Raw genomic sequence first — 22,544 nt, 5'->3', positions numbered from 1 at the left:
CCCTTGCGGCCCCATTTTGACTTGAGGGTGGTGACCAGATCACCGCTAGGACATGACCGTTAAAAGCGAGACCGGTTGATGAATGAAAACATTCTGATCATTGATTTCGGTTCACAGGTCACCCAGCTGATTGCACGGCGTGTGCGTGAAGCCGGTGTTTACTGTGAAATCGTTCCCTTCAACAAAGCTGACGAAGTGCTGGACACATTCGGCGCGGCTGGCGTCATCCTGTCGGGTGGCCCGGCAAGCGTGACCCACGCCGATACCCCGCGCGCGCCAGAACGTGTATTCACCATGGGTATCCCGGTTCTGGGCATCTGCTATGGCCAACAAACCATGGTTTCCCAGATGGGCGGTAATGTGACCACCTCGGACCACCAGGAGTTCGGCCGGGCGTTCGTAGACGTCAAGGAAAGCTGCGCGCTGTTCGACGGCGTCTGGAACGTGGGCGACCGCGAACAGGTTTGGATGAGCCACGGCGACCATGTGGACCGGCTGCCTGAAGGCTACAAGGTTGTCGCTACATCTGACGGTGCGCCATATGCCGCCATCGCAAATGAAGAGAAGCGCTTCTATGCGGTACAGTTCCACCCTGAGGTGGTGCACACGCCCCACGGCGCCCAGTTGCTTGGCAACTTTGTTACCAAGATTTGCGGTTGCAAGGGCGACTGGACAATGGCCAGCTTCCGCGACACCAAGATCAAGGAAATCAGGGAGCAGGTTGGCGACAAGCGTGTGATCTGCGGCTTGTCTGGTGGCGTCGACAGCTCCGTTGTTGCTGTCCTGATCCATGAAGCCATCGGCGACCAGTTGACCTGTGTGTATGTAGACCACGGCCTGATGCGCCAGGGCGAGAGCGAGCAGGTCGTGAGCCTGTTCCGCGAGCACTATAACATCAACCTGGTGCACCGCGACGCGTCGGATCTGTTCCTGGGTGCGCTAGCGGGCGTGACCGACCCTGAAGTGAAGCGCAAGACCATCGGCAAGCTCTTCATCGATGTGTTCGAGGAAGAGGCAAAAGCGGTTGGCGGTGCAGACTTCCTGGCGCAGGGCACGCTCTATCCTGATGTAATCGAATCCGTTTCCTTCATCGGTGGCCCGTCGGTGACCATCAAGTCCCACCACAATGTGGGCGGTCTGCCTGAGCGCATGAACATGGGGCTTGTTGAGCCGCTTCGTGAGCTGTTCAAGGACGAAGTTCGCGCCCTTGGCCGCGAACTTGGCCTGCATGAAGATTTCGTTGGGCGGCATCCATTCCCAGGGCCTGGCCTTGCGATCCGTATTCCAGGTGAGATTACACGCGAGAAGGCAGATATCCTCCGGAAGGCTGACGCCATCTATCTTGAGGAAATCCGCAACGCCGGCCTTTATGACAGCATCTGGCAGGCTTTTGCCGTGCTGCTGCCGGTCAAGACCGTTGGTGTGATGGGCGACGCCCGTACCTACGACCATGTGTGTGCCATCCGCGCGGTGAACTCCACCGACGGTATGACCGCAGACTATTATCCGTTCCCACATGAGTTCCTGGGTCGTGTGGCGACACGGATCATCAACGAAGTGCGCGGCATCAACCGCGTGGTCTATGATGTGACGTCGAAGCCCCCAGGAACCATCGAGTGGGAATAACCTGTTCGGAAAGGCGGCTTTATGCCGCCTTTTCTTTTTTCCGCAGCCACAAGAGCTGAAGCGTAAGCACCACAAGATAGCTGATCAGGAACGCCAGGTAGAATTGCTTCAAAAGCGGGTCTTCGACATCCTTGACGATCGGATCACTGACAGGCAGCCGCATCAGACCATCGGTAATGGCCGGAATCATGTGAAACAGGAAGGTCGCCGTGTAGCTGATGGCCTGGACATAGCCGGAGAACTGCCGGAACAGGTGTGTTGTCTCTGCAAGTCGTCCCACGCCCAGGGCGCCGAGCGTCAGGATGGCGAGGATGTGGGCCTTGTTGAACTCGCCGGTCGCATTATAGAGCGCAAGGGCCGATGCCGCCGCCAGAAGGGTACAGATCAGGTAGATTTTGCCAGTCGTGTCGGTAAACCGGATTACCCTGTAGTTGATCAGCGAATATACGCCGGACAACAGCGCAACAATACCAATGATAGTGTGGAACCAGCCGAACATGGTGATTTCGGGCATGTTATCTCTCCTTCAGGGCCAACCGTCTTTGCGGTATCCCAAAGCTAGGGCGTTGCGGGCGTTGGTCAATGTTTCATGTGCTGCCAGGCCATATATGAATAGACCCCATCCTGGAATGTGTGTGGGGCTTTTCCTTTCCATGCTGTAAAATCCGACTATATTAGCCGCAAACACGGTTGAGGAGAGTATCTATGTCCACCACGAGCAAAGACGTCACCGTTGATGCGCGCCCCAAGCGCCAGCAGACAGCGAAAAATATCGCAGCCCGCAAGGGTGACACGCCGATCGTCTGCCTGACGGCCTATATCACCCCAATGGCGGCGCGGCTTGACCAGCACTGCGACCTGCTGCTGGTGGGTGACAGTGTGGGCATGGTGCTTTATGGCCTCGACAGCACGCTGGGCGTGGACCTTGAGATGATGATCCGTCACGGTCGAGCGGTCTGCCGGGGCGCCAAACAGGCGCTGGTTGTGATCGACATGCCTTTCGGGTCCTATGAGGAATCGAAGGAACAGGCGTTCCGCAATGCCGCGCGTGTGCTTTCAGAAACCGGAGCAGGGGCAGTCAAGCTTGAGGGCGGTGTCGAGATGGCAGAAACCGTTCGTTTCCTGTCTCGCCGCGGTATTCCGGTACTCGGCCACGTTGGCCTGATGCCTCAGTCAGTCCATGCGCACGGTGGCTACGGCGCCAGAGGCAGGACTGTCGATGAATGGCAGCCCATCATCGATGACGCGATTGCTATCGCGGAGGCTGGGGCTTTTGCTGTGGTTCTTGAAGGCGTTGCAGAACCGCTGGCCCGCAAGGTTACAGAGGTTCTGTCTGTTCCGGTTATTGGTATTGGCGCATCAAATGCCTGTGATGGTCAGATCCTGGTAACCGAAGACATGCTTGGCCTGTTCGCGATCAATCCGAAGTTCGTGAAGCGATTCGCGGAAATCGGCCGCGACATTGAAGGGGCCATTGCGGAATATGCCGACGAGGTCCGGTCACGGTCATTCCCGGCAGAAGAGCACACCTATAAAATGCGCGGGGCAAACAGTTAAACCCCCAAAGCCGCGCCTGGGCGCCGAAAAATAACCACATTCAGCTGTTCACTAGCAAAGAAGCGCCTTTCAATGGTCTGAGAGGCGTTTCTTGGTTTGCGTCCCGGTGGCGCTTTGGCTATGGTAGCGCCCAATTATCGGGCCTTGCCCAAAAATGGATTAAACCGAGCCGTCCGCCTATGTGGGATGGCCTTGTCTGGGGAGTTTGGTGTGTCGGACATTAATTCCGATCTGGTCGCGCAGGAAGTTGACGATGAAGTCCGCCGCGAGCGGATGAATCTTCTTTGGAAGCGTTACGGTAAATATGTGATCGGTGGCGCGGTTGGCGTCGTCCTCGTGGTCGCCGGGCGCGAAATCTACAATTGGCGGGTTTCAAGCATTGAAAGCCAGCATTCCGAAGCTTTCCAGGCTGCGATTGAACAGGCGAATGTAGAGGGCGCTGATGCTGTCGCTATCTGGCGTGAAGCCGCGCCAAAACTCGGTGGCGGGTATGTCGCACTTGCCCAGCTTCGTGAGGCTGCCGCCCTGGCTGATGGCGGTGACATCGCCGGAGCAATTGCAACCTATGACGGGCTGGCGGCTGATGACACAGCCCCAACATCGCTCAGGGAACTGGGGACGCTGAAAGCCTCCATGCTGATGATTGGCCAAGGCGACCTGGATTCTGCCCGCAGCAAACTCTCGACGATCGCAGTCAAAGGCAAAGCCTGGTATTTCTCAGCTCAGGAACAGCTGGCCCTGATCGACCTTCAGCAAGGCGACCTGGACGGCGCACTGGAAAAATTTCGGCTCCTGGCTGAAGACGCAGAAACGCCTGCAAGCATCCAGGGCCGTGCCAGCCAGTTCCGCACGTTCATCGAGGCCCAGCAATTCGCGACTGATGTTTTCAGCGGCGGCACCGATAGTGCGCCAGCGACAGACGAAGTGCCGACAGAAACACAAAACAATGCAGCCAGTGAGGGAGATAGCCAGTGAACGCACCGGCTCGTGTAATTATCAGGTCAGGCCTTATCCTGACAACCGCTCTGGCTTTGTCAGCCTGCAGCTGGTTCAAAAGCGATAAGCCCAAACAGAAGTATGACGACGAGGGCAGGGAGCGCATTTCGATCCTGACCTCCACGCAAACCCTGGACGCCGATTCAGCGATCAGTGGCCTGCCTGTGGTATTGCCTCGCCCCTATGTAAATCGCAACTGGGCCGTTGAAGGCGGTAACCCAAGCCATACGCCTCAGCACGTGGCCCTGGGCGAACAGCTGTCCCTGGCCTGGCGCCGTAACATCGGCCCCGGCAACGAAAAATACCGCCGTATGGTCACAGGTCCTGTGGCCGCAGACGGAAAGGTGTTTGCCATTGATGTGAAAGGCGACGTAACAGCCGTTTCGCTGTCTGATGGCCGCACGCTCTGGAGCACGGAAATCGATACACCTGACGAACGCAGCAAGGTTGGCTTCGGTGGCGGCGCTGCCTATGCCGACGGTAATCTGTATGTAACGTCCGGGCGCGGCCTTGTGGTGGCACTGGATGCCTCAAACGGACGCGAGTTGTGGCGCTACAGCGGCCTCGTGCCGTTCCGGGGTGCGCCAACAGTAGGCGGCGGCCGGGTTTATGCCGTGACCCATGATAACCAGATGCTTGCCCTTGATGCTGATGACGGCAGCCTCGTTTGGGACCAGGTTGGTATTGCAGAAAGTGCCGGCATGCTTGGTGCCGCGTCACCTGCATTCGATGGTGCTACAGTTATCATGGCTCTGTCATCGGGCGAACTGATCGCCCTGCGTGGCGGCAATGGTCGCGTGTTGTGGCAGGATGCGCTTTCGTCCTCCCGCCGGCTTACGCCGCTTGCGACGCTGGCTGACATTGATGGCGCCCCGGTGATCGACCGCGGTAAAGTCTATGCCTTGAGCCATGCTGGCAGCATGGTTGCCATTGACATGCGCACGGGCGAACGCTCGTGGGAAGCAGATGTGGCAGGGGTGAACATGCCTGTGATTGCCGGTAGCTTCGGATTCCTGACCACCATTGATGGCCAGATTATCTGTGTGGCGCTGGGCGACGGTCGTATTCGCTGGGTAACCCAGTTGCAGCGCTTCCAGGACCAGGAAAAGCGCCGTGACCTGATCAAATGGAACGGTCCTGTGCTTGCCGGAGACCGTTTGTTGGTGACAAGTTCGCACGGCTATGCCATGAGCGTGTCGCCATATACCGGTGAAGTGCTGAGCGGCATCAAATTGCCAGCCGGTGCATCAACACCGCCAATCGTTGTGGACGGCACATTCATTGTGCTGACAGACGCTGGCGAACTGGTGGCCTATCGCTGATAGGCCACTTCTAACAGAAGTTAAAAGATCATGACCTTCACAATTGCCGTTGTTGGGCGCCCCAACGTGGGCAAGTCGACGCTGTTCAACCGTTTGGTTGGCAAGAAGATTGCCATTGTTGACGATACGCCGGGCGTAACACGCGACCGCCGCGAAGCGCAGGGATCCATTGCGGACCTTGAGTTTAGGGTGTTTGACACGGCAGGGCTTGAAGAAGGCGAGCCGGGTTCTTTGTCTGACCGCATGCGTCGCCAGACACAGCAGGCACTCAACGAAGCCGACATCGCGCTGATGCTCTATGATGCCCGCGCAGGGGTAACGCCGATGGATGAGCATTTCGCCCAGTGGCTCCGCCGCGGTGACAAGCCCGTTATCCTGGTGGCCAACAAGTGTGAAGGTAATGCCATCGTCGACGGCATCTATGAGGCCTATACGCTGGGCCTTGGCGAACCGATCGGCTTGTCTGCCGAACACGGTGAGGGCCTGGCGGAGCTGTATCGCGCGATTGTTGAAAGCCTCAAGGAAGTGGGCATTGACCCATACCCGAACGAGGACGACGCAGACCTGGCCCAGGAACTTCACGACGTGGACACTGGGCCAACTGAGGGCGACCTCGAGTATGAGTTCGTTGACCGTGAAGCCGAAACCGAAGAAGCCCGTCCGCTCAGGCTCGCCATTGTTGGCCGCCCGAACGCTGGTAAATCCACACTGATCAACGAGATGGTTGGCGAAGACCGCCTGATCACAGGCCCTGAAGCTGGCTTGACACGCGATTCCATCGCGGTTGACTGGGAATGGGACGGACTGCCGGTGAAGCTGTTTGATACAGCCGGCCTCCGCCGCCGTGCCCGCGTTACCGAGAAGCTTGAGAAGCTCTCTGTCGGCGATACCCTGCGGGCTGTCCAGTTCGCTGAAGTAGTCGTGCTGCTTTTGGATGCCGAGATGGGCATTGAGAAGCAAGACCTCAAGATTGCTGAGCGTGTCGTCAATGAAGGCCGTGGCCTTGTTATCGCGCTCAACAAGTGGGACGCAGTTACCGACCGGCTCGAATGTCAACGTCAGCTGACGGATGCGCTGACCCGCAGCCTGCCACAGCTTAAAGGCGTCAAGGTTGTCAAATTCTCTGCGCTTACCGGTAAGGGCATCCAGCATCTGATGCCAGCAGTTGCCGAGGCCTATGAGGTCTGGAACGCGCGCGTGCCAACAAGCGCCTTCAACCAGTGGCTTGCCGACACGCTTGAGAAGCATCCGGCGCCATCCGTTGGTGGTCGTCGCATCAAGATTCGCTATGGGGCCCAGATCAAGACACGGCCACCGACCTTCCTGATGTTCTGTAACCGCCCGGACGACCTGCCGGACAGCTACAAGCGCTATCTGGAGAATGAGCTGCGGCGCGATTTTGATCTGCCGGGCACGCCAATCCGGATTATCATGAAGAAGGGTGCCAACCCTTATGAGAGCCGCCGCAAGAAACGCCGCTAGGCTTTCACCTTTCAAAACCAGAGTGGGGCTGCTTTCCTTTTGACGCGGCCCCAGTTCCCCCTATAGTTAAGCCCATGAAACGGCACCTTTTCATTGGCTTTCTGAGCATTCTGTTCTGTGCATCGGCTGTGGCGGCACAGAACCCCGATACATTGACCAAAATCACCTTCGCGACCGATTGGAAGGCCCAGGCAGAGCATGGCGGCTTCTATCAGGCGCTGGCCAAGGGCTATTATCGGGCACGTGGGCTTGATGTGACCATCCGTTCGGGCGGTCCGCAGCTGGATAATCCGCGTCTGATGGCCGCGGGCGCGCTGGATATCGCCATGGCGTCCAACAGCTTCCAGCCAATCAATCTGATGGCAGCGGGCGCTGACGTGAAGGTGGTTATGGCCGCATTCCAGAAAGATCCGCAGGTGATGATGGTGCACCCTCATGTTGAGGCTACAGGCCTCGCTGACCTCAAGGGGCGGCCCGTGTTTCTGGCCGATAGTGCCATTGCGACTGTCTGGCCGTGGCTGAAGGCCCGCTTTGGCTATGAAGATCGCAACATCCGTAAATATACCTATTCACTGGCGCCGTGGCTCGCGAATCCGGAAACCGTGCAGGAAGGCTATGTTTCGTCAGAACCCTTCACCGCCACCCAGGCTGGCGTCGAGCCCAAAGTCTTCCTCCTGTCTGATGAAGGGTATCCCGGCTATTCGGCCATGGTGATGGTGCGCGGTAGCTATATGATGGAAAACCGGCAGGTGGTGGCAGACTTCGTCGCGGCGTCCATAAAGGGCTGGCAGGACTATCTGTGGGGTGACCCTGCGCCAGGTAATGCCCTGATTTTGAAGGATAACCCTGAAAAGACGGCGGAGCTTATCGCCAACGGCATCAAGATCATGCTTGCCAACCAGATGGTGGGCGACAAAAGCGAAGTTGGCATGATGACCCACGCGCGCTGGCAGCAGTTCTATGATGAAATGTCTGCGCTGGGCATCCTCGCCAAGGGTCTTGATGTTGGGGAAGCTTACACGCTGGATTTTGTCGCCCGGGAAGACCGCGACTGATGCTTAAGGTCCGCGATCTCTCCTTCGCCTACGATGGTGGCGCGGCCGTGCTGGACAACATCAGCATCTCGCTACATGACGGTGAGCTGGTTTCGCTGGTTGGGCCCAGCGGATGCGGAAAATCGACGGTTCTCAGGCTTGTCGCCGGCCTTTTGACGCCCATAGGCGGGGAGATTACCTGGAAAACCGGCCAAGCCCCTGAAACCGGCTTCGTGTTTCAGGACGCAGCGCTCATGCCTTGGGCGGATGTGTCAAAGAATATCAGCTTACCTTTAAGCCTAAGGGGTCAGGCGCTAGACGCAAAGCGGCTAGAGGAAACTCTTGGCTTTGTCGGGCTCAAGGGCCTTGAAACGCGGTACCCTCAGGCCTTGTCAGGTGGCCAGCAGATGCGGGTTTCCATCGCCCGGGCACTGGCTGCGGACGCAAAACTGCTGTTGATGGACGAACCTTTCGGGGCCCTTGACGAAATCCTGCGCTTTCGCATGAATGATCTGATGCTTGCCTTGAAGGCGGAGCAGGGCTGGTCCGGCCTGTTTGTCACCCACAGTATCTATGAAGCGGTTTACCTGTCTGATCGGGTTCTGGTGATGGATGCCGGGCGTATCGCGGGCGAAGTAACACCAGGCCTCGACCGGACGCTTGCCGCTGCGGACCAACGAGCGTCAAAGTCTTTCATCGACGCTGCCAGAAAGGTAGCGACGATTCTTGAGGCAGGGAGCATGGTCGATGCGTAAGGTCCTGCTGCCGTCTGCTGCATTTCTGTTGATGATATTTTTGTGGAAGGTATCCATAGAAGTATTTGAAATACCTAAGTTTATACTTCCCACCCCAGAGGCGGTCTGGGCGGCCTTCTTCGCCAACTTCGGCAGCCTTGTGGAAGCCTTGGGGGCCACCCTGAAGGTTACCTTCATCGCCTTGTCTGCCGCTGTTTTCAGTGGTGTGATGCTGGCGCTACTGTTCTCGCTTTCAAGATCCTTTGAGATGACCTTCTACCCCTTCGCCGTGGTTCTGCAGGTGACGCCGATTGTCTCGGTCGCGCCGCTGGTGCTGATCTGGGTCGGTATTGACCATGTGGACCGGGCGCTGGTGATCATTGCCTGGCTCGCCGCCTTTTTCCCGATCCTGGCCAACATGTCGGCAGGCCTGAGGAGCGTGGACCGGCATCTGGACGATCTGTTTACACTCTACGGTGCCAGCCGCTGGCAGCGGTTCTGGCGGCTGTCGTGGCCCACGGCCATGCCGTATTTGCTCGCAAGCCTCAAGATCAGCGGCGGGCTGGCACTTATTGGTGCTGTGGTCGCCGAGTTCGTTGCAGGCTCCGGCGGCGCAACAGGTCTTGCCTGGCGCATCCTGGAGGCTGGCAACAGGCTACAGGTTGAGAAAATGTTCGCAGGCCTCGTGCTTCTGAGCCTCGCGGGCGTGGCGATCTTCTATTTCTTTACTGCCCTTGAATGGTTCATTCTGAGGAGAAGAAAATGACACCCAATTCTTCTGTTTTGTCCCGGTTGCGAATGTGTATGGATCAAGGGCTATATGCAGATGTGGTTTTAAATTCAGACCATAGCGGAGAAAGCTATTCCGGTTTTATAACAGGCATTGGCGATGGATACGTTGCAGTGCAAGAAGTATATGATATGCGGCTTGAAGGAACCCGTGTGTTCTCCATTGTTGCAGTTGTCGATTGTGTGTTTGAAGGTGACACAAAACGTGGGCAACAGGAGATACTTGAGTGGTCAGGCATCAGCCAATCCAGTTGTGTAGATTGGATCTCTTTGGATGATCCAAAGTCCTGCATTGAATCGATTGCCAATAACCACAATTGGTTGGCCGTCCATGATGGGCCTGGGTGTGATATTGGGCAAATCGTGTCTGTTGGGCTGAAGACGTTTGAGTTGCTTGCTGTTCGGCCCATCGGAGAATGGTACGAAGAGAGTTTTGAGATTTCCTACGACGACGTTTCCCATTTGAATATCGGGGACCATTACAGTGAAACTTATCGCCGATACATGTCGCGGGATTGCTAATGAATATGCGGCACAATGTCTCTTGCCCTTTAGCCTCAATGGCGCTAGCAAACCGGCATGATGTTTCAAACGCAGGATAGAGACCGCCGGGCGGTCGGATATTGGTTGCTGTTCATGGCCTTCATGGTGTTCGCCATGGTGGTTGTGGGCGGCGCGACACGGCTGACGGAATCGGGCCTGTCGATGGTTGATTGGCGCCCGGTAACCGGCGTGCTGCCACCCATCGGGGAAGACGCCTGGCAGGCTGAGTTTGCCAAATACCAGCAAAGCCCGGAATATAAGCTCAAGAACTATCACATGAGCGTCGATGACTTTAAGGGCATCTTCTATTGGGAATGGGGCCACCGGCTGCTGGGCCGCCTGATCGGCCTGTTCTTCTTTGTGCCAATGGTGTGGTTCTGGGCCAAGGACCGTATTCCGCAGGGGTATAAACCCCGTCTGGTGGGGCTCTTTGTCCTGGGTGGCCTGCAGGGTCTTATGGGTTGGTATATGGTGATGTCCGGCCTTGTGGACGAGCCTGCGGTGAGCCACTACCGGCTGACAGCCCACCTCTCGCTGGCGCTCTTGATCTTTGGAGCAATATTTTGGACGGCTTTATCGCTTCTCAATCCCAAGCCAGTGGGCGGGCCTGCCGTTCTGAAGCGGGTGACCCACACAGCCATGCTTGTCTTGGTGCTGCAACTGGTGATGGGGGCATTGGTGGCGGGCCTGAAGGCTGGGCATATTTTCAACACCTGGCCGCTAATGGGCGACACATTCGTGCCGGAGGGCCTGTGGTTCATGGAACCCTGGTGGCTCAACATGCTGGACAATGCCGTTACCGTGCAGTTCGACCACCGGATCGGCGCTTATGTGCTGACTTTGCTGGTCATTGCCGCCGGATTTGTTGCGCGAAAGGCACCGGTTGAGACAAAAAATGCCGCCTACCTCTTGATCGGGACGGTCGGCGTGCAGATGTTATTAGGCATCATAATGCTTCTGAAAGAAGTACCGGTCAGCTGGGGTACGGTCCACCAGGGTGGAGGCGTGCTTGTGCTGGCCGCAATAATAAATCTGATGCATAAACAGCGAGGGAGGATCGCCAAATGAGCGACCAACAAAAAGACCAGCAATCAGACTATGTGACCATTTATGTGATGGCCGAAAGCGAAGACGTGGCCGTTCACCTGTCGACCGCACTTGTAAAAGAGCGGATTGTGGCCTGTGCCAACGTCAATTCGGGCACCCGGTCCATCTATGAATGGGACGGTATCATCCAGCTTGAAAATGAAGTGACTGTCTTCTTGAAAACGGCCCGCCGCAACGTCGAGGCCGCTGTTGCGCGCATCAAGGAACTTCACAGCTATGAAGTGCCCTGCATTACCGTGATGCCTATCATTGGTGGCAACGCAGACTATATGGCCTGGATCGAGCGCCAGATTGACTAGAAAAAGAGGCTTCCACCACTTGGCGTGCCAATGGAGGCGTTTTTCAACTCCAGTATCTTGGTGCGGATATGCTTTTTTTGGTCCAACACAACGAAAAGCTCGAGGTCCAGGTCTCCCAGTTCTCGGCTTGCCCGGTCCAAAAGGTTGATTGAACCGGCTTGCTGCATTGCGGGTGGCACTTTGTCGAAAGCAAGGATATTGATCGGCCTGTCGGGAAACTCGACAGGCTCTTTGCCGAACAGGTAGCACCGAATACCGTTGCCAAGGCTGTTGCAAAACGCCTCAACCTTATTGGTCTGAACGGCGTCCAGAGTGTGATCGCAAAAGGTATCGCTATATGAAATCTGTGATCGTTCCTTTTGGGCTTCCAGCAGTTTGTCATAGGCCTCGTTTGCCAGGTCAGTAAATTTCTTGGCTTTTTCTTCATTCTCTGAAGCACTGAAATGATCAGCAAGGGCCCGATAACCGCCACTGGCCAAGATTGGGTCCTGCAAAACCAGCTTTACAATGGTTCCCACAGCCTGTTCATCGCCGGAATTCAACGCCGAGCATGCCAGATGATATTGGCTTTCCGTACAGGCGGGATCCAGTTCCAGGGCACGATGGTAATATTCATTCGCGGCCTCAACCCCTTCAAGCTCCCGCTCAATATTAGCAAGTTCCAATAGCGCTTTTTTGCCGACTTCGGTTTCGGCTGAAAGCAACTCGGCTTTGCGTGCCTCGAGTTCCTTGAAGTGTTTGTAAGAAGCCCGCCATTGACCGCCGAATTGATTGTACCAACTGTAATCGAATTCCTTGACGACCTTGTCCAGCGCATCCCCTAGCCAGCTTTCAGCATAGTTCTTACGCGTCTGCGGCGGCAGTTGTTTTCCATGTTCCAGCGCTATAAGCCGCTCATTCAAACATGGATGCTCGTGCCAGGTTTCCGTTTTTGCCTCAAGAGCTTCAATTAGCTTCTCTTGACGCTCAGTTTCGTCAAGGACCAGCGGATACTTTGCGACAAGCCAACGGCTTGGCAGCATTTCTGGTTTTTCTCGATGGCGTGCACCCTGATAGAACTCGGCATCGAAAGCTGCATAACTTAAAGGGAAATCCACCTCGAGCTTTAAAAGCGCGTCTCCGGCGGTCTTGCCGTAGATCCTGCCTGCGGCGCCATCGGCAACAATCTCGCCCGCCCGGTTCAACGGTACCATCAGTTCGGAAATCGGCCGGCTGAGCGTTCCCATTATTTGAGCCAGGAACAGGGTTGGAATTGCATAACTGCCAGCGCCCTCAGATAAGCTATCGGCATCGCTGGCGAAGGCAGTGAAATAGGCAGATACATAATTGGCTATTCGTAACAGCCTTGGACATTCAGACGATGTGTGACCCATTTCATGGGCGATAACGGTTTCAAGCTCTTCCGGATCAAGCAAAGCCAGAAGTGGCAACCCAACCGACATGCTGCGCCGCAGCCAGAATGGGCCAAACAGCGGGAAACTGGTCATGGAAGCATTTGCTTCTGAAATTATGTAGATTTCATTGATCCGCGCCGTCGAGAGCTTTTTGCGAACATTGTCAGCCGCCGCCCAAAGCTGCGGCGCCTGCTTGCGCGAAACTCTTGCGCCCTTCATTTCAGGCTTGGATGGAAAGTAAGACCCAAACGCAACTGCCGTAAGAAGAAGGGAAGGGACCACCACCAGAAGAATAAACCAGATGATACCGCGTATGCCGGCACCATTAACCGAATCGAAATTTTCCCAAATCGCTGCACCCACCTTAGAAATCAGAAGATAGGCGAGCAAAACGCAAGCTGGAGCTACAGAAACAGAGAATATCAGAAGCAGGGCTAGCTTCAGATTGACCCACCATGGCGCGGATAAATACTGTGCATGATATTTTTCAAGTCGCTGTTGCAACAAAGCATGATCGTCGTGCAGGGCACTCAGCATTGGCGTGTCAGACATCTCTTCCCCCCCATAGAGCTACTGACTTTCTCTAGACCCGCGATAGTGTTAGTTCAACCATAAATTATAGAGGGCGGCGTCGTCATCGCCGCCTTCACCTATATGGAGCGTGCCATCCTCAAGGATCAGGGCACGCCCTGAGCCCTTCTGGCCCCACAAATCCCCCTTGAGGAACACATTCATGCCCCAGCGAAGGCCATGGCGTTCAGCCTGGGCGGGTAGGGCGTACTGCACCCAGGCATCGCCTTCGGTGATAGTGCCGATGTCTGCCTTCCAGGCGTCACCTGTCGGCGCGTCATTCAGATAGCCCTGCCAGGGAGCATCCCATGTGGTGCCGGTCAGGAAACTGGGCACCAACAGCAGCTCAACTCCTTCGTTGGCCAGATACCCTGTGGTGTCATCAAACCAGCTGTCCGCACAAATGAGAACGCCAAAGCGGCGGGCCGCGGACTGAAAGGTTGGAAGAAAAACAGCCTTTGATGCCTTGGTAAAACCGACCTCAGACGGGATAGGGTGGACTTTTCGGATCGCGTCTTCCTGTGGTTTGCCGTCCGGGCCAAACACAAACCCTGCATTGAAGATGGGGCCATGGCCGTATGATAGGCTGTCAGGGTACACGCCAGGCGTCATGAGGGCGCTTGAGCCTGCGACCAGGGTGATGCCGTATTTTGACGCCAGAGCACTATAGACCTTCAGCTGCGCATCAGCCGATGCCCGCGTTCGCGCGCGGATGAGGGCGGCTGAAGTACCGTCCGGATCATCGAAGATGAAAAGGTTCTTGAGAAACTGGGGCAGGTTATGGGTGATGATAGGTAGCATGGCATCCGTCGAGCTGGAGGCCTCATAAACGCGGCTGCCTTGATCGGCGGCCAACAGCCAAGTCCCGATATGCTCCGGCAGCAGCACGATTGTGCCGGGGTGCAGCCACCCTTTGGCTTCGGCTGCCGAAAGGTACCCGTCGATTTTTGCCTGGAACCGGTCAGCCGAGGCATAATCGAGAGGCTCCATGTAGGGCTCAATCCCTAGTACATTGCCGTGACCACTATCAGTCCCATAACTGGCTGTTACCGTCAGGTGCAGCGTTGGCGGGGACGAGAGGTCAGGTTTGAACCCCGGCCAGAACAAACAAACGCCAGCGACCGCAAGGACCGCCAGCGCAATGATCTTCTTTTTATGACGCTTGAGCATGAGCCCGAGCCTATCAGTCGCCAGCGAGGCGTACCACCTGTTTACCGAAATTGCGGCCCTTCAGGACATCCATGAAAGCAGTTGGGGCATTTTCAATGCCTTCTGCCACGCTTTCGCGGTATTTCAGCTTGCCTTCCTTGAGCCAGCCAGCCCCAACCTGGATCCATTCCTTGCACAGGTCAGGATAGTTGAAGACGATAAAGCCCTGCATCTTGACACTGCGTCCCACAAGCACCGCAAGATTGCGGGGGCCGGGAGGCATGTCTTCCAGCTTGTTGTCATAAACGGCGATCATGCCGCACAGGGCCACGCGAGCGTTGAAGTTGAGGTTGTTGATCACGGCCTCGAGCTGCGGCCCGCCAACATTTTCAAAATAGACATCGATGCCTTTGGGGTTGGCATCGCGAGTGGCCTTGTGGATGTCCTGGGTCTTGTAGTTGAAGGCTTCGTCGAAACCGAGTTCGTCCTTCAGGTAGGCGATCTTGTCGTCGGAGCCTGCGCTACCGGCCACATGGCAGCCCATATTCTTGCCGATCTGGCCCACGACCTGGCCCACGGCGCCAGAGGCAGCGGACACAAACAGTTGGTCCCCTTCCTTAAGCTCAGCAACTCCCTTAAGTCCCACATATGCTGTCATGCCTGGCATGCCAAGAACGCCAAGATAATAGGATAGGGGCGCGAGGTCCGGGTCTACCGGCTGGAAGCCTTCACCATTGGTGACCATATAGTTGGCCCAAAGGCCCATACCGGTCAGATAGGTGCCTTCTGGATACTTACCGCCATTGGACTTGACCACTTTGCCCACAATGCCCGCCTGCAGCGGTTCGCCGATCTGGAACGGGGGGACATAACTTTTGACGTCATTCATGCGGCCGCGCATGTAGGGGTCTACCGACATATAAATAGTCTGCAGCAGCATTTCCCCTTTGCTGGGCTCCGGCACGGCGGCTGTTGCCAGCTTGAAGTTCTCCGGTACCACGACGCCGTTCGGGCGGCTTGCTAGAAGGATTTGCTTGTTTTCCATGACTTTACTGTCCCCAAGTTTGGATGTTTGACTTGTCAATGATATGGGGCAGCGTCCAAAAGGGACAAGGATGCTACCAAAAACGATGGGGTATTTAATTACCGTTTTATTAACCAATTGTTTTTAATAACAAAAATTGAAAACGGCCCAGAAAATAGCTGTTGACTAGCTGTGAAATCCGCATATATTGCGCGCCACGAACCAAGAAGCGGGGATTTTCCCTGCCATTCAGGTATTGAGAGTTTAACACCGGTTTACCGGTAACCGAGGCAAAATTGCGATGAAAACTTATTCCGCAAAACCTTCGGAGATCGAAAAGAAGTGGCTCGTTGTTGACGCAGAAGACGTAGTTCTGGGTCGTCTGGCACAAGCCGTTGCTGTTGTTCTCCGTGGCAAGCACAAGCCAACTTACACGCCGCACATGGATTGCGGTGACAATGTAATCGTCATCAACGCTGAAAAAGTGAAGCTGACAGGCAAGAAGCTTGCTGACAAAGTTTACTACCGTCACACGGGTCACCCAGGTGGTATCAAGTCTGCAACTGCAGGCGAGATCCTGACTGGCCGTTTCCCGGAGCGTGTTGTTGAGAAAGCCATTGAGCGCATGATCCCGAAGGGTCCGCTTGGTCGCCAGCAGCTGCGCAACCTGCGTGTATACGCCGGTACTGAGCATCCACATGCCGCACAAGAGCCTCAGGTTCTCGACGTTGCTGCAATGAACCCGAAGAATAAGAGGTAAGCGACATGGCCGATCTTCAGGACCTTAAAGAACTGACCGGCGAAGCAGCAGCTGTTGCCGCCGAAGTTACCGAAGAGCGTACGCCGGTTGTTGACGACCTTGGCCGCTCCTATGCCACTGGTAAGCGTAAAGATGCTATCGCCCGCGTTTGGGTTAAGCCTGGCTCCGGTAAAGTGACTGTAAACGGTCGCGATCAGGAAACTTACTTCGCACGTCCAACGCTGCGCCTGATCGTTAACCAGCCTTTCCAGGTTGTTGGTCGCGAAAACCAATATGATGTTGTTGCTACCGTTAAAGGCGGCGGTCTTTCTGGCCAAGCTGGCGCGGTTAAGCACGGCATCTCCAAAGCGCTTCAGCAGGCTGAGCCTGAGCTGCGTGCTGCCCTCAAGGCTGCAGGCTTCCTCACGCGCGACAGCCGTGTTGTTGAACGTAAGAAATACGGTAAAGCAAAAGCTCGCCGTTCCTTCCAGTTCTCCAAGCGTTAAGCGCCACGAGTTTCTGTTTCGAGTACCAGTTACGAGTACCAAACAATATTGTTCAGAGTTCAAAAGGCTGCCCCACGGGGCGGCCTTTTTTGTTGGGCCAAACCAAAACTTATGACGCCTTTATCATTTGCCATGGCTTGCACATGGTTCGCTTATGCTATGGTGTCCTAGAGTTTTTCGAAGCGCGCTGTTCAAAGTCATTTACTTTTCAATCACGAAAGACTGATCATGAAAAAGATACCACAGATTGGCTTGCTGCTGAGCACCGCAATATTGCTGCAGGCTTGCTCAACGGACCCCTATACAGGCGAGAAGAAAGTGTCGAATACGGCCATTGGTGCCATGATTGGTGCAGCCGCTGGTGCTGTTGGCGGGGCAATTGTCGGCGGATCCAACAAACGTAAGTCTGTGCTCATCGGTGCCGGTATTGGCGCAATTGCAGGCGGCAGCGTGGGCTTCTACATGGACCGGCAGGAAACCAAACTCCGGGAAAAGCTGCAAGGTACCGGGGTCCAGATCGTTCGCGATGGTGACAATATCATCCTCAATATGCCCGATAACATTACGTTCGACACCAATCAGGCGTATGTGAAGCCAGAGTTTATGTCAGTTCTGGAATCCGTCGCGATCGTCCTTGACGAGTATGACAAGACTTATGTCGATATTCTTGGACACACAGATTCAACAGGGTCTGCAGACTATAACCGGACCTTGTCACAGAACCGGGCACAGGCGGTCGCACAGATACTCGTCACCCAGAATGTACAGCGTGAACGCCTGGTGGTACGTGGTTTGGGCGAGGCCTACCCGATTGCCCCGAACGATACAGAAGAGGGTCGCCGACAAAACCGCCGTGTTGAGATTGCCCTGTCGCCTTTGGTGGAGTAGGGCGTCTTGTCCCTAAGGCCCGGCGCGCACCGCTGGCAGGACAAATGCACTTCCTGAGACCCAGAGAAACCTTGTTTAGGTATGATCGTGGTTTAGGGATGATCATGGCAGCAATGCCGATCACCGCAAGCATGGTCCTGCTTGAGGTACTCCTGCATTTACAGCATTGAGGTCGTAGGTGCTGTGGTAACCAATCATTAAAATTGTAGGCATTATAATCCGGCTGATTGGGGCGAAAGGAGGAACATGGGTGTCACAAACAGGCGACATCTGGCCCGAAGCTGAGTATTTCGGCCCCAACATGAAAGTGCTGACCAGCCTTTGGCTCGCCGCAAGGGCTTCCGATAGCTCCGTGCCTAGCACCCACCACCTATTGACTGACGACCTTGATCTGCATAGCCGGACGCTGTTGTTAATGGATTTCCCTTCGGAAAACGAGGTCGGTGCCTATTTTGCCTATGGTGGGATGTTTGACTGGCATCGCCATACGCAGGAGGCTGAGGACTATCTCGGTTTGTTTGAACCGCATATTCAACGGGACGTTCTCAGGTTCATTACATTGATCCGCCAGCAACCTTGTGGCTTCTTTGGCACGGTCGAGCATCATTCAATCGTAAAAAAACAGGTGTACCAGAGGTCTTTTCTGTCTCTGCCGACCGTCGACAACACTGGCGCCGTAGAATATATCGTCAACCTGGATGACAGGGCGGATGTTCGCCGACCCTTTCAGGTGACGACCGAGGCCGAACGGGGCCCTTTACCACTAGGCAGAACCCGATTTGTCGAAGTTGAATATCTGGATCTCGGCTTTGGTGTGCCGTCCTGGCAGCTGCCGCTATACAAGATGCAACAGGGGATCGCTGAAGCGTCCTGATCAGTGGTGGTCGTGCCCGCAATGAGGGTCACCGCATGCGTGCCCCTGCTTGAGGTATTTCTGCATTTTCTTCAGCAGCCTGTCGCGTTTCATCTTGGATAGATGGTCCAGGTACGTTCGCCCGTCCAGATAGTCCATTTCATGCTGAATCACGATGGCGAGGAAGCCCTCGGCATCCAGCTCTTGTTTTTCACCCTGCTGGTCAAGGTACGTCAGCTTGATGGCGTTTGGGCGAGTGATATCTGCTGAAATGCCTGGAAAGCTGAGGGACGCTTCTTCGTTAGTAGAGGTCTCATCCGAGGCCCAGGTGATTTCCGGGTTGATGCACACAAGCGGGTCGCGATTTCCGTCAGGCTGAATGTCCACAACGATTATTCTGTGCAACAGCCCAACCATGTTGGCTGCAATGCCAATACCGCGGTTTTCATACATAACGTCCAGCATCTGCTCCGCAAGCGCTTTGATACCGTCGTCGACATCTACGACAGGCACTGCTTTTTGGCGAAAGATCGGGTTAGGGGCTGCGACGATGTGAAGGTGGGCCATGCTGATTTATCCGCTATAGCTAAAGTTCTTTGGCTTTCCAATAGCCTGAACCCTCCGGTGCGCAAAGAGAAATCGAGCCAAATTTACTTTTCACGACAATTCTTAACCCAAAATTTAGACAAAGCGCAGACAGATAGGATACTGAAACTTAAGGGTGATGGCCTTCGGGTCTATGTTGAGAGTAAAGCATGTCTTCGTTTCCAAGAGATATTTCGGCCAAAATCCAACATTCGTTGGCAGAATTTTCCGTTTCCGATGTGAACAGCGGGAACAGAGACCTACTGGGCCCGGAGGCAAGCTGGTTGTATGACTATGCCTATCGTAACGTGCCCACGGGCGGCGTGCCTATGCGGGCAGACCTGGAACCCAACGACATGAAGCATCTGCTTCCCGATGTCATGATCCTCGAGCCGGAGATTGAAAACGGGTCCTTGGCAGACATCAAGATACGGTTGGCCGGATCGCGTATGACCAGCTTTTATGGGCCTGTGAGTGGCGCCAGCCTTCGGTCACTGAACAATGCCACGGTAGTAGATCGCGGTTTCAAGTGTGTTGCAGCTGTCCTGACCTCGGGGCAGCCAGTGCTGGGACACTCGGTCAAAATGTCTGCTGACCTGCCGTATTTTCAAGTGACGTTGCTGTTCATTCCACTTGTCGATGAAAACGGTAAGATCGACCAGATATTTGCACACTTTTCTGCTGCACCCGAGCGAGACTAAAATGTGATCACATTTTTGTTGCGTTGAGATATACCTTCCGCCAAAGTAGCGCCCAGACGCCCGAAAAGGAGGATTTCTCATGGCAACCCCATCCATTGTGTCATTCGATTCTGTTAGCCCTGAGCGGGAAGAAAGCCTGCCAGCCGCAGAAAAGCTGATTTCCGGTACGCCACATCAGCTGACAGAAAATATCTACGAAGGCGCGTCCGGTAAATTCTTTACCGGCTTCTGGTCGTCTGACATTGGCAAATGGCACGTCAATTACGATGGTGAAGAAGAATTCTGCCATATCCTTGAAGGTGAAATCATCCTGACAAGCACGGAAGGCGAGGCGCAGGAATTCAGGGCTGGAGACCGCTTTGTTGTACCGGCTGGTTTCACCGGCACATGGGAAACAGTAGTTCCCTGCAAGAAACTGTATGTGATTTCATTGGTTGGGTAGGGCAGCCCTTGCGACAGTTCAACTTATCACCACGAAACAAGACACTGTTAACGCAAACGGACTAGGATACGCCCTGGAGGGCGGATTCATTGTTTGAACGACTTGCTGCTGGAATAACAGAATTCATTGTGTTGTCGATTGTCTTTGGCAGCGCAGCATTCCTGTTGCACGGATGGAAATCGCTGATCCCTGATGAGCGGCAGAAACGCAACTGGCGGGTCAACGGCAGCTATTTCGCGTTCGACCTGATGGTTACGGCACCGCTGCTTCTGATCGTGTCGGTGGAGATCAGAACAGCGATTGAAGAGGGTGGCAGATCAACTGGCGCCTCCCTTTTTGACAGCATGCCAAGATGGGCTGTCGCTATTGCGGCCGTAATGGTGTCAGACTTTATCGGCTATTGGCGACACCGCCTGATGCATCTCGCGCCATTGTGGCCCGTCCATGCCGCCCACCATAGTGACGAAGACCTGACATGGTTCACTTTGGTCAGGTTCCACCCGATAAACCGCCTCATCTCGGTGTGCCTGGATGCGGTTATTCTATCCGTGCTCGGGATGCCTGTTTGGGCGGTAATATTCAGCAATCGGGTCAGGCACTATTATGGCTATATGATACATAGTGACCTGAACTGGCGGTTCGGGCCGTTGAAGTATCTTTTCGTCAGCCCGTTCCTGCATCGTTGGCATCATGCAACCGATGAAGCCGCCCGAGGCACCAACTTCGCAACGGTGTTTTCGCTTTATGATGTCATGTTTGGCACCTTCTACTGCCCCAAACATCGCGCCAAGGATTTGGGCGTAAATGGCCCCGATTACCCCACGTGCTTCATTGGTCAGCTTTGGTATCCCTTCGATCACTGGGGCAGGTTGGTCTTTGCGCCACTAATACGTGGCCGCCGCCGCGAACACCTGTGATCACAATTGTTTGTTTTGGGCCTTGATGGTGGTGGCCGATTTACGCCAACTGTGAAATAGTGCGGTCAAACAGTCAGCAACGGAGAATTTAGGATGACAATTCGTGCATTTACAGCTGCAGTCGGGCTGGCATTTACAGTCGCGGCAGCACCGTCTGCAATGGCTTTTGGCCATGCCGATAATCACGCTGAAGTCTATATCATCAGCCCGATCGATGGTGCGGAAGTATCAAGCCCTGTAACCGTGGTTTTTGGGCTGAAGGGTATGGGCGTTGCGCCGGCGGGCACTGACAAAGCAAACACTGGCCACCATCATCTGCTGATCGACACAGTTCTGCCGCCTCTTGATGAAAACATCCCGGCAGACGAAAATCATGTGCATTTTGGTGGGGGACAGACCGAAGTCACATTGGATCTGAAGCCAGGCACGCATACGCTTCAGCTGCTGTTGGGCGATATGAACCATATCCCCCATGATCCTGCGGTTTATTCCAAAAAGATAACCGTCACCGTGAAGGAATAGTAATGAAAAAGGCCAGCGTTTGCTGGCCTTTCTTGCGGCTATTCCCGATTTTAACCGCTGAACTGTAAGGGCTCTACGGGTTCCCAGTTCAATAAACCTCGAGACGGATCGTGAATTGGGCGGTTGACGTCAGTTCGATAGGTAATTTTTTTCACTTTCCGCAACAATACATTGGCTTGGCTGTTACTGTAACCAACGCCTGAGCTGCTGACAGCCGGCCTTACTGGCCGAACCTCCCAAGTGAGCCGGTAATTCACACGCCTTGCCAATATACGTGTCTGATCATTCAGTTCAGCATATTGCGCACGGAAATCCTTGTTCAGGTGCTCAACCAGAGCGTCGCGCTGTCCGTCATCCTGCATCCCATTCACCAACTGCTGAATACGGACATATTTCTCTGCAGCACAATCAAGCCAGTCGTTAGTATTCTGGATGAAGCTTTTCACCTCAGGGCGCACGGGACGGTGGATCGAATTGCCGCGAACCTTGGTTGGCGCCTCGGGAACAGCACCGCACAAATCTGTCAAAGTCGGCACGCGGCTGAGGGCTTGCTCAAGGCCGGGATTGGCAAACGCGGGAAATGAAGCGGCAGCCAAAGCACAAATTGCGAAATATCTCATAAGCCCCCCATCTAATGTCCAACCATCCTCAAAGTGGGCTGGTCACCATCAAAGTGCAAAGTTAACACTAATGGGTGTGTTTGCCAAGTGTGCCCCGTCAAGTCCATAGGACGCTTTCCATTGCACAGGGTTCCAAGTAGGATCC

Annotated in this window: 25 protein-coding genes; 19 read left to right on the top strand and 6 right to left on the bottom strand. The window is 55.0% G+C overall.

Going from position 1 to position 22,544, the window contains the following annotated elements; all coding sequences use genetic code 11:
- Window positions 1-78: 78 nt before the first annotated feature.
- On the top strand, window positions 79-1,626 hold the full coding sequence (guaA, locus tag KORLAC_RS10840) for a glutamine-hydrolyzing GMP synthase (protein WP_068306426.1): 1,548 nt from the start codon (window positions 79-81) through the stop codon (window positions 1,624-1,626).
- Between the two features lie 19 nt (window positions 1,627-1,645).
- Here guaA and KORLAC_RS10835 read toward each other — a convergent pair whose 3' ends face one another.
- Window positions 1,646-2,140, bottom strand: coding sequence for a hypothetical protein (locus KORLAC_RS10835; protein ID WP_068306424.1), 495 nt, complete (start codon window positions 2,138-2,140; stop codon window positions 1,646-1,648).
- Window positions 2,141-2,331: 191 nt separating this feature from the next.
- Here KORLAC_RS10835 and panB point away from each other — a divergent pair, with 191 nt between their 5' ends.
- The 10 genes from panB (at window position 2,332) to cutA (ending at window position 11,489) form a co-directional block, all read left to right on the top strand.
- Window positions 2,332-3,183, top strand: a complete 852-nt coding sequence (gene panB, locus KORLAC_RS10830; RefSeq protein ID WP_068306422.1) for a 3-methyl-2-oxobutanoate hydroxymethyltransferase — start codon at window positions 2,332-2,334, stop codon at window positions 3,181-3,183.
- A gap of 210 nt (window positions 3,184-3,393) precedes the next feature.
- The gene (locus KORLAC_RS10825) at window positions 3,394-4,158 is read left to right on the top strand and encodes a tetratricopeptide repeat protein (protein ID WP_068306420.1); all 765 of its coding nucleotides are present in this window, start codon (window positions 3,394-3,396) and stop codon (window positions 4,156-4,158) included.
- Window positions 4,155-5,501 (top strand): outer membrane protein assembly factor BamB family protein, encoded by a 1,347-nt coding sequence (locus tag KORLAC_RS10820; RefSeq protein ID WP_068306418.1) that lies wholly within the window; start codon window positions 4,155-4,157, stop codon window positions 5,499-5,501. Before KORLAC_RS10825 ends, KORLAC_RS10820 begins: the two co-directional genes overlap by 4 nt.
- 30 nt (window positions 5,502-5,531) lie before the next feature.
- On the top strand, window positions 5,532-6,983 hold the full coding sequence (gene der, locus KORLAC_RS10815; RefSeq protein ID WP_068306416.1) for a ribosome biogenesis GTPase Der: 1,452 nt from the start codon (window positions 5,532-5,534) through the stop codon (window positions 6,981-6,983).
- A gap of 74 nt (window positions 6,984-7,057) precedes the next feature.
- Window positions 7,058-8,038: an ABC transporter substrate-binding protein gene (locus KORLAC_RS10810; RefSeq protein ID WP_074519322.1), complete on the top strand. Its 981-nt coding sequence runs from the start codon at window positions 7,058-7,060 to the stop codon at window positions 8,036-8,038.
- Entirely contained in the window at window positions 8,038-8,772 is a 735-nt protein-coding gene (locus tag KORLAC_RS10805; RefSeq protein ID WP_068306411.1) for an ABC transporter ATP-binding protein, read from the top strand. Before KORLAC_RS10810 ends, KORLAC_RS10805 begins: the two co-directional genes overlap by 1 nt.
- Entirely contained in the window at window positions 8,765-9,517 is a 753-nt protein-coding gene (locus KORLAC_RS10800) for an ABC transporter permease (protein ID WP_068306409.1), read from the top strand. The genes KORLAC_RS10805 and KORLAC_RS10800 overlap by 8 nt, the downstream gene beginning before the upstream one ends.
- On the top strand, window positions 9,514-10,062 hold the full coding sequence (locus KORLAC_RS10795) for a hypothetical protein (RefSeq protein ID WP_068306407.1): 549 nt from the start codon (window positions 9,514-9,516) through the stop codon (window positions 10,060-10,062). Before KORLAC_RS10800 ends, KORLAC_RS10795 begins: the two co-directional genes overlap by 4 nt.
- 57 nt (window positions 10,063-10,119) lie before the next feature.
- Window positions 10,120-11,151, top strand: coding sequence for a COX15/CtaA family protein (locus KORLAC_RS10790; RefSeq protein WP_068306404.1), 1,032 nt, complete (start codon window positions 10,120-10,122; stop codon window positions 11,149-11,151).
- A complete protein-coding gene (cutA, locus tag KORLAC_RS10785; protein WP_068306402.1) occupies window positions 11,148-11,489 on the top strand; it encodes a divalent-cation tolerance protein CutA in 342 nt (113 codons plus the stop codon). The genes KORLAC_RS10790 and cutA overlap by 4 nt, the downstream gene beginning before the upstream one ends.
- Here the strand turns inward: cutA and KORLAC_RS10780 are convergent.
- From KORLAC_RS10780 to KORLAC_RS10770, 3 genes are read right to left on the bottom strand one after another with little or no spacing between them, the layout of a single operon-like run.
- On the bottom strand, window positions 11,486-13,435 hold the full coding sequence (locus KORLAC_RS10780) for a M48 family metallopeptidase (protein WP_068306400.1): 1,950 nt from the start codon (window positions 13,433-13,435) through the stop codon (window positions 11,486-11,488). The two genes, cutA and KORLAC_RS10780, sit on opposite strands and share 4 nt — an antisense overlap.
- A 48-nt stretch (window positions 13,436-13,483) precedes the next feature.
- Window positions 13,484-14,623: a nitrilase-related carbon-nitrogen hydrolase gene (locus KORLAC_RS10775; RefSeq protein ID WP_068306398.1), complete on the bottom strand. Its 1,140-nt coding sequence runs from the start codon at window positions 14,621-14,623 to the stop codon at window positions 13,484-13,486.
- Window positions 14,624-14,636: 13 nt separating this feature from the next.
- On the bottom strand, window positions 14,637-15,647 hold the full coding sequence (locus KORLAC_RS10770; protein ID WP_068306396.1) for an NADP-dependent oxidoreductase: 1,011 nt from the start codon (window positions 15,645-15,647) through the stop codon (window positions 14,637-14,639).
- Between the two features lie 280 nt (window positions 15,648-15,927).
- Between KORLAC_RS10770 and rplM the strand changes: the two genes are divergently transcribed.
- The 4 genes from rplM (at window position 15,928) to KORLAC_RS10750 (ending at window position 18,633) form a co-directional block, all read left to right on the top strand.
- Window positions 15,928-16,386, top strand: coding sequence for a 50S ribosomal protein L13 (gene rplM, locus KORLAC_RS10765; protein WP_068306393.1), 459 nt, complete (start codon window positions 15,928-15,930; stop codon window positions 16,384-16,386).
- 5 nt (window positions 16,387-16,391) lie between these two features.
- On the top strand, window positions 16,392-16,871 hold the full coding sequence (gene rpsI, locus KORLAC_RS10760; RefSeq protein ID WP_068306391.1) for a 30S ribosomal protein S9: 480 nt from the start codon (window positions 16,392-16,394) through the stop codon (window positions 16,869-16,871).
- Between the two features lie 228 nt (window positions 16,872-17,099).
- The gene (locus KORLAC_RS10755) at window positions 17,100-17,759 is read left to right on the top strand and encodes a YiaD family glycine zipper/OmpA-like lipoprotein (protein ID WP_068306389.1); all 660 of its coding nucleotides are present in this window, start codon (window positions 17,100-17,102) and stop codon (window positions 17,757-17,759) included.
- 250 nt (window positions 17,760-18,009) lie between these two features.
- On the top strand, window positions 18,010-18,633 hold the full coding sequence (locus KORLAC_RS10750; RefSeq protein WP_068306387.1) for a hypothetical protein: 624 nt from the start codon (window positions 18,010-18,012) through the stop codon (window positions 18,631-18,633).
- Here the strand turns inward: KORLAC_RS10750 and def are convergent, their stop codons facing one another.
- Entirely contained in the window at window positions 18,634-19,179 is a 546-nt protein-coding gene (def, locus tag KORLAC_RS10745) for a peptide deformylase (RefSeq protein ID WP_068306384.1), read from the bottom strand.
- Between the two features lie 188 nt (window positions 19,180-19,367).
- On the opposite strand from def, the gene KORLAC_RS10740 reads away from it, so the two are divergent.
- The 4 genes from KORLAC_RS10740 (at window position 19,368) to KORLAC_RS10725 (ending at window position 21,779) form a co-directional block, all read left to right on the top strand.
- Window positions 19,368-19,898, top strand: a complete 531-nt coding sequence (locus tag KORLAC_RS10740) for a PAS domain-containing protein (RefSeq protein ID WP_082714619.1) — start codon at window positions 19,368-19,370, stop codon at window positions 19,896-19,898.
- Window positions 19,899-19,977: 79 nt separating this feature from the next.
- Window positions 19,978-20,340 (top strand): cupin domain-containing protein, encoded by a 363-nt coding sequence (locus tag KORLAC_RS10735; RefSeq protein WP_068306380.1) that lies wholly within the window; start codon window positions 19,978-19,980, stop codon window positions 20,338-20,340.
- An 89-nt stretch (window positions 20,341-20,429) separates the two neighbouring features.
- On the top strand, window positions 20,430-21,257 hold the full coding sequence (locus tag KORLAC_RS10730; RefSeq protein WP_068306377.1) for a sterol desaturase family protein: 828 nt from the start codon (window positions 20,430-20,432) through the stop codon (window positions 21,255-21,257).
- Window positions 21,258-21,350: 93 nt separating this feature from the next.
- Entirely contained in the window at window positions 21,351-21,779 is a 429-nt protein-coding gene (locus KORLAC_RS10725; RefSeq protein ID WP_068306375.1) for a DUF4399 domain-containing protein, read from the top strand.
- Between the two features lie 50 nt (window positions 21,780-21,829).
- Here KORLAC_RS10725 and KORLAC_RS10720 read toward each other — a convergent pair whose 3' ends face one another.
- Entirely contained in the window at window positions 21,830-22,399 is a 570-nt protein-coding gene (locus tag KORLAC_RS10720; RefSeq protein ID WP_068306371.1) for a hypothetical protein, read from the bottom strand.
- Window positions 22,400-22,544: the final 145 nt, after the last annotated feature.

This window comes from Kordiimonas lacus, from assembly GCF_001550055.1.
GTDB lineage: Bacteria > Pseudomonadota > Alphaproteobacteria > Sphingomonadales > Kordiimonadaceae > Kordiimonas > Kordiimonas lacus.
The sequence above is the reverse complement of the archived record's forward strand: the minus strand, read 5'-3'. Positions and strand labels throughout refer to the sequence as shown.

What these genes read in the sequence shown, in the direction of transcription:
- guaA (WP_068306426.1), top strand. Translation starts at nt 79, where the DNA reads ATGAATGAAAACATTCTGATCATTGATTTCGGTTCACAGGTCACCCAG.
- KORLAC_RS10835 (WP_068306424.1), bottom strand. Translation starts at nt 2,140, where the DNA reads ATGCCCGAAATCACCATGTTCGGCTGGTTCCACACTATCATTGGTATT.
- panB (WP_068306422.1), top strand. Translation starts at nt 2,332, where the DNA reads ATGTCCACCACGAGCAAAGACGTCACCGTTGATGCGCGCCCCAAGCGC.
- der (WP_068306416.1), top strand. Translation starts at nt 5,532, where the DNA reads ATGACCTTCACAATTGCCGTTGTTGGGCGCCCCAACGTGGGCAAGTCG.
- KORLAC_RS10810 (WP_074519322.1), top strand. Translation starts at nt 7,058, where the DNA reads ATGAAACGGCACCTTTTCATTGGCTTTCTGAGCATTCTGTTCTGTGCA.
- KORLAC_RS10805 (WP_068306411.1), top strand. Translation starts at nt 8,038, where the DNA reads ATGCTTAAGGTCCGCGATCTCTCCTTCGCCTACGATGGTGGCGCGGCC.
- KORLAC_RS10800 (WP_068306409.1), top strand. Translation starts at nt 8,765, where the DNA reads ATGCGTAAGGTCCTGCTGCCGTCTGCTGCATTTCTGTTGATGATATTT.
- KORLAC_RS10795 (WP_068306407.1), top strand. Translation starts at nt 9,514, where the DNA reads ATGACACCCAATTCTTCTGTTTTGTCCCGGTTGCGAATGTGTATGGAT.
- KORLAC_RS10790 (WP_068306404.1), top strand. Translation starts at nt 10,120, where the DNA reads ATGATGTTTCAAACGCAGGATAGAGACCGCCGGGCGGTCGGATATTGG.
- cutA (WP_068306402.1), top strand. Translation starts at nt 11,148, where the DNA reads ATGAGCGACCAACAAAAAGACCAGCAATCAGACTATGTGACCATTTAT.
- KORLAC_RS10780 (WP_068306400.1), bottom strand. Translation starts at nt 13,435, where the DNA reads ATGTCTGACACGCCAATGCTGAGTGCCCTGCACGACGATCATGCTTTG.
- KORLAC_RS10775 (WP_068306398.1), bottom strand. Translation starts at nt 14,623, where the DNA reads ATGCTCAAGCGTCATAAAAAGAAGATCATTGCGCTGGCGGTCCTTGCG.
- KORLAC_RS10770 (WP_068306396.1), bottom strand. Translation starts at nt 15,647, where the DNA reads ATGGAAAACAAGCAAATCCTTCTAGCAAGCCGCCCGAACGGCGTCGTG.
- rplM (WP_068306393.1), top strand. Translation starts at nt 15,928, where the DNA reads ATGAAAACTTATTCCGCAAAACCTTCGGAGATCGAAAAGAAGTGGCTC.
- rpsI (WP_068306391.1), top strand. Translation starts at nt 16,392, where the DNA reads ATGGCCGATCTTCAGGACCTTAAAGAACTGACCGGCGAAGCAGCAGCT.
- KORLAC_RS10755 (WP_068306389.1), top strand. Translation starts at nt 17,100, where the DNA reads ATGAAAAAGATACCACAGATTGGCTTGCTGCTGAGCACCGCAATATTG.
- def (WP_068306384.1), bottom strand. Translation starts at nt 19,179, where the DNA reads ATGGCCCACCTTCACATCGTCGCAGCCCCTAACCCGATCTTTCGCCAA.
- KORLAC_RS10740 (WP_082714619.1), top strand. Translation starts at nt 19,368, where the DNA reads ATGTCTTCGTTTCCAAGAGATATTTCGGCCAAAATCCAACATTCGTTG.
- KORLAC_RS10735 (WP_068306380.1), top strand. Translation starts at nt 19,978, where the DNA reads ATGGCAACCCCATCCATTGTGTCATTCGATTCTGTTAGCCCTGAGCGG.
- KORLAC_RS10725 (WP_068306375.1), top strand. Translation starts at nt 21,351, where the DNA reads ATGACAATTCGTGCATTTACAGCTGCAGTCGGGCTGGCATTTACAGTC.
- KORLAC_RS10720 (WP_068306371.1), bottom strand. Translation starts at nt 22,399, where the DNA reads ATGAGATATTTCGCAATTTGTGCTTTGGCTGCCGCTTCATTTCCCGCG.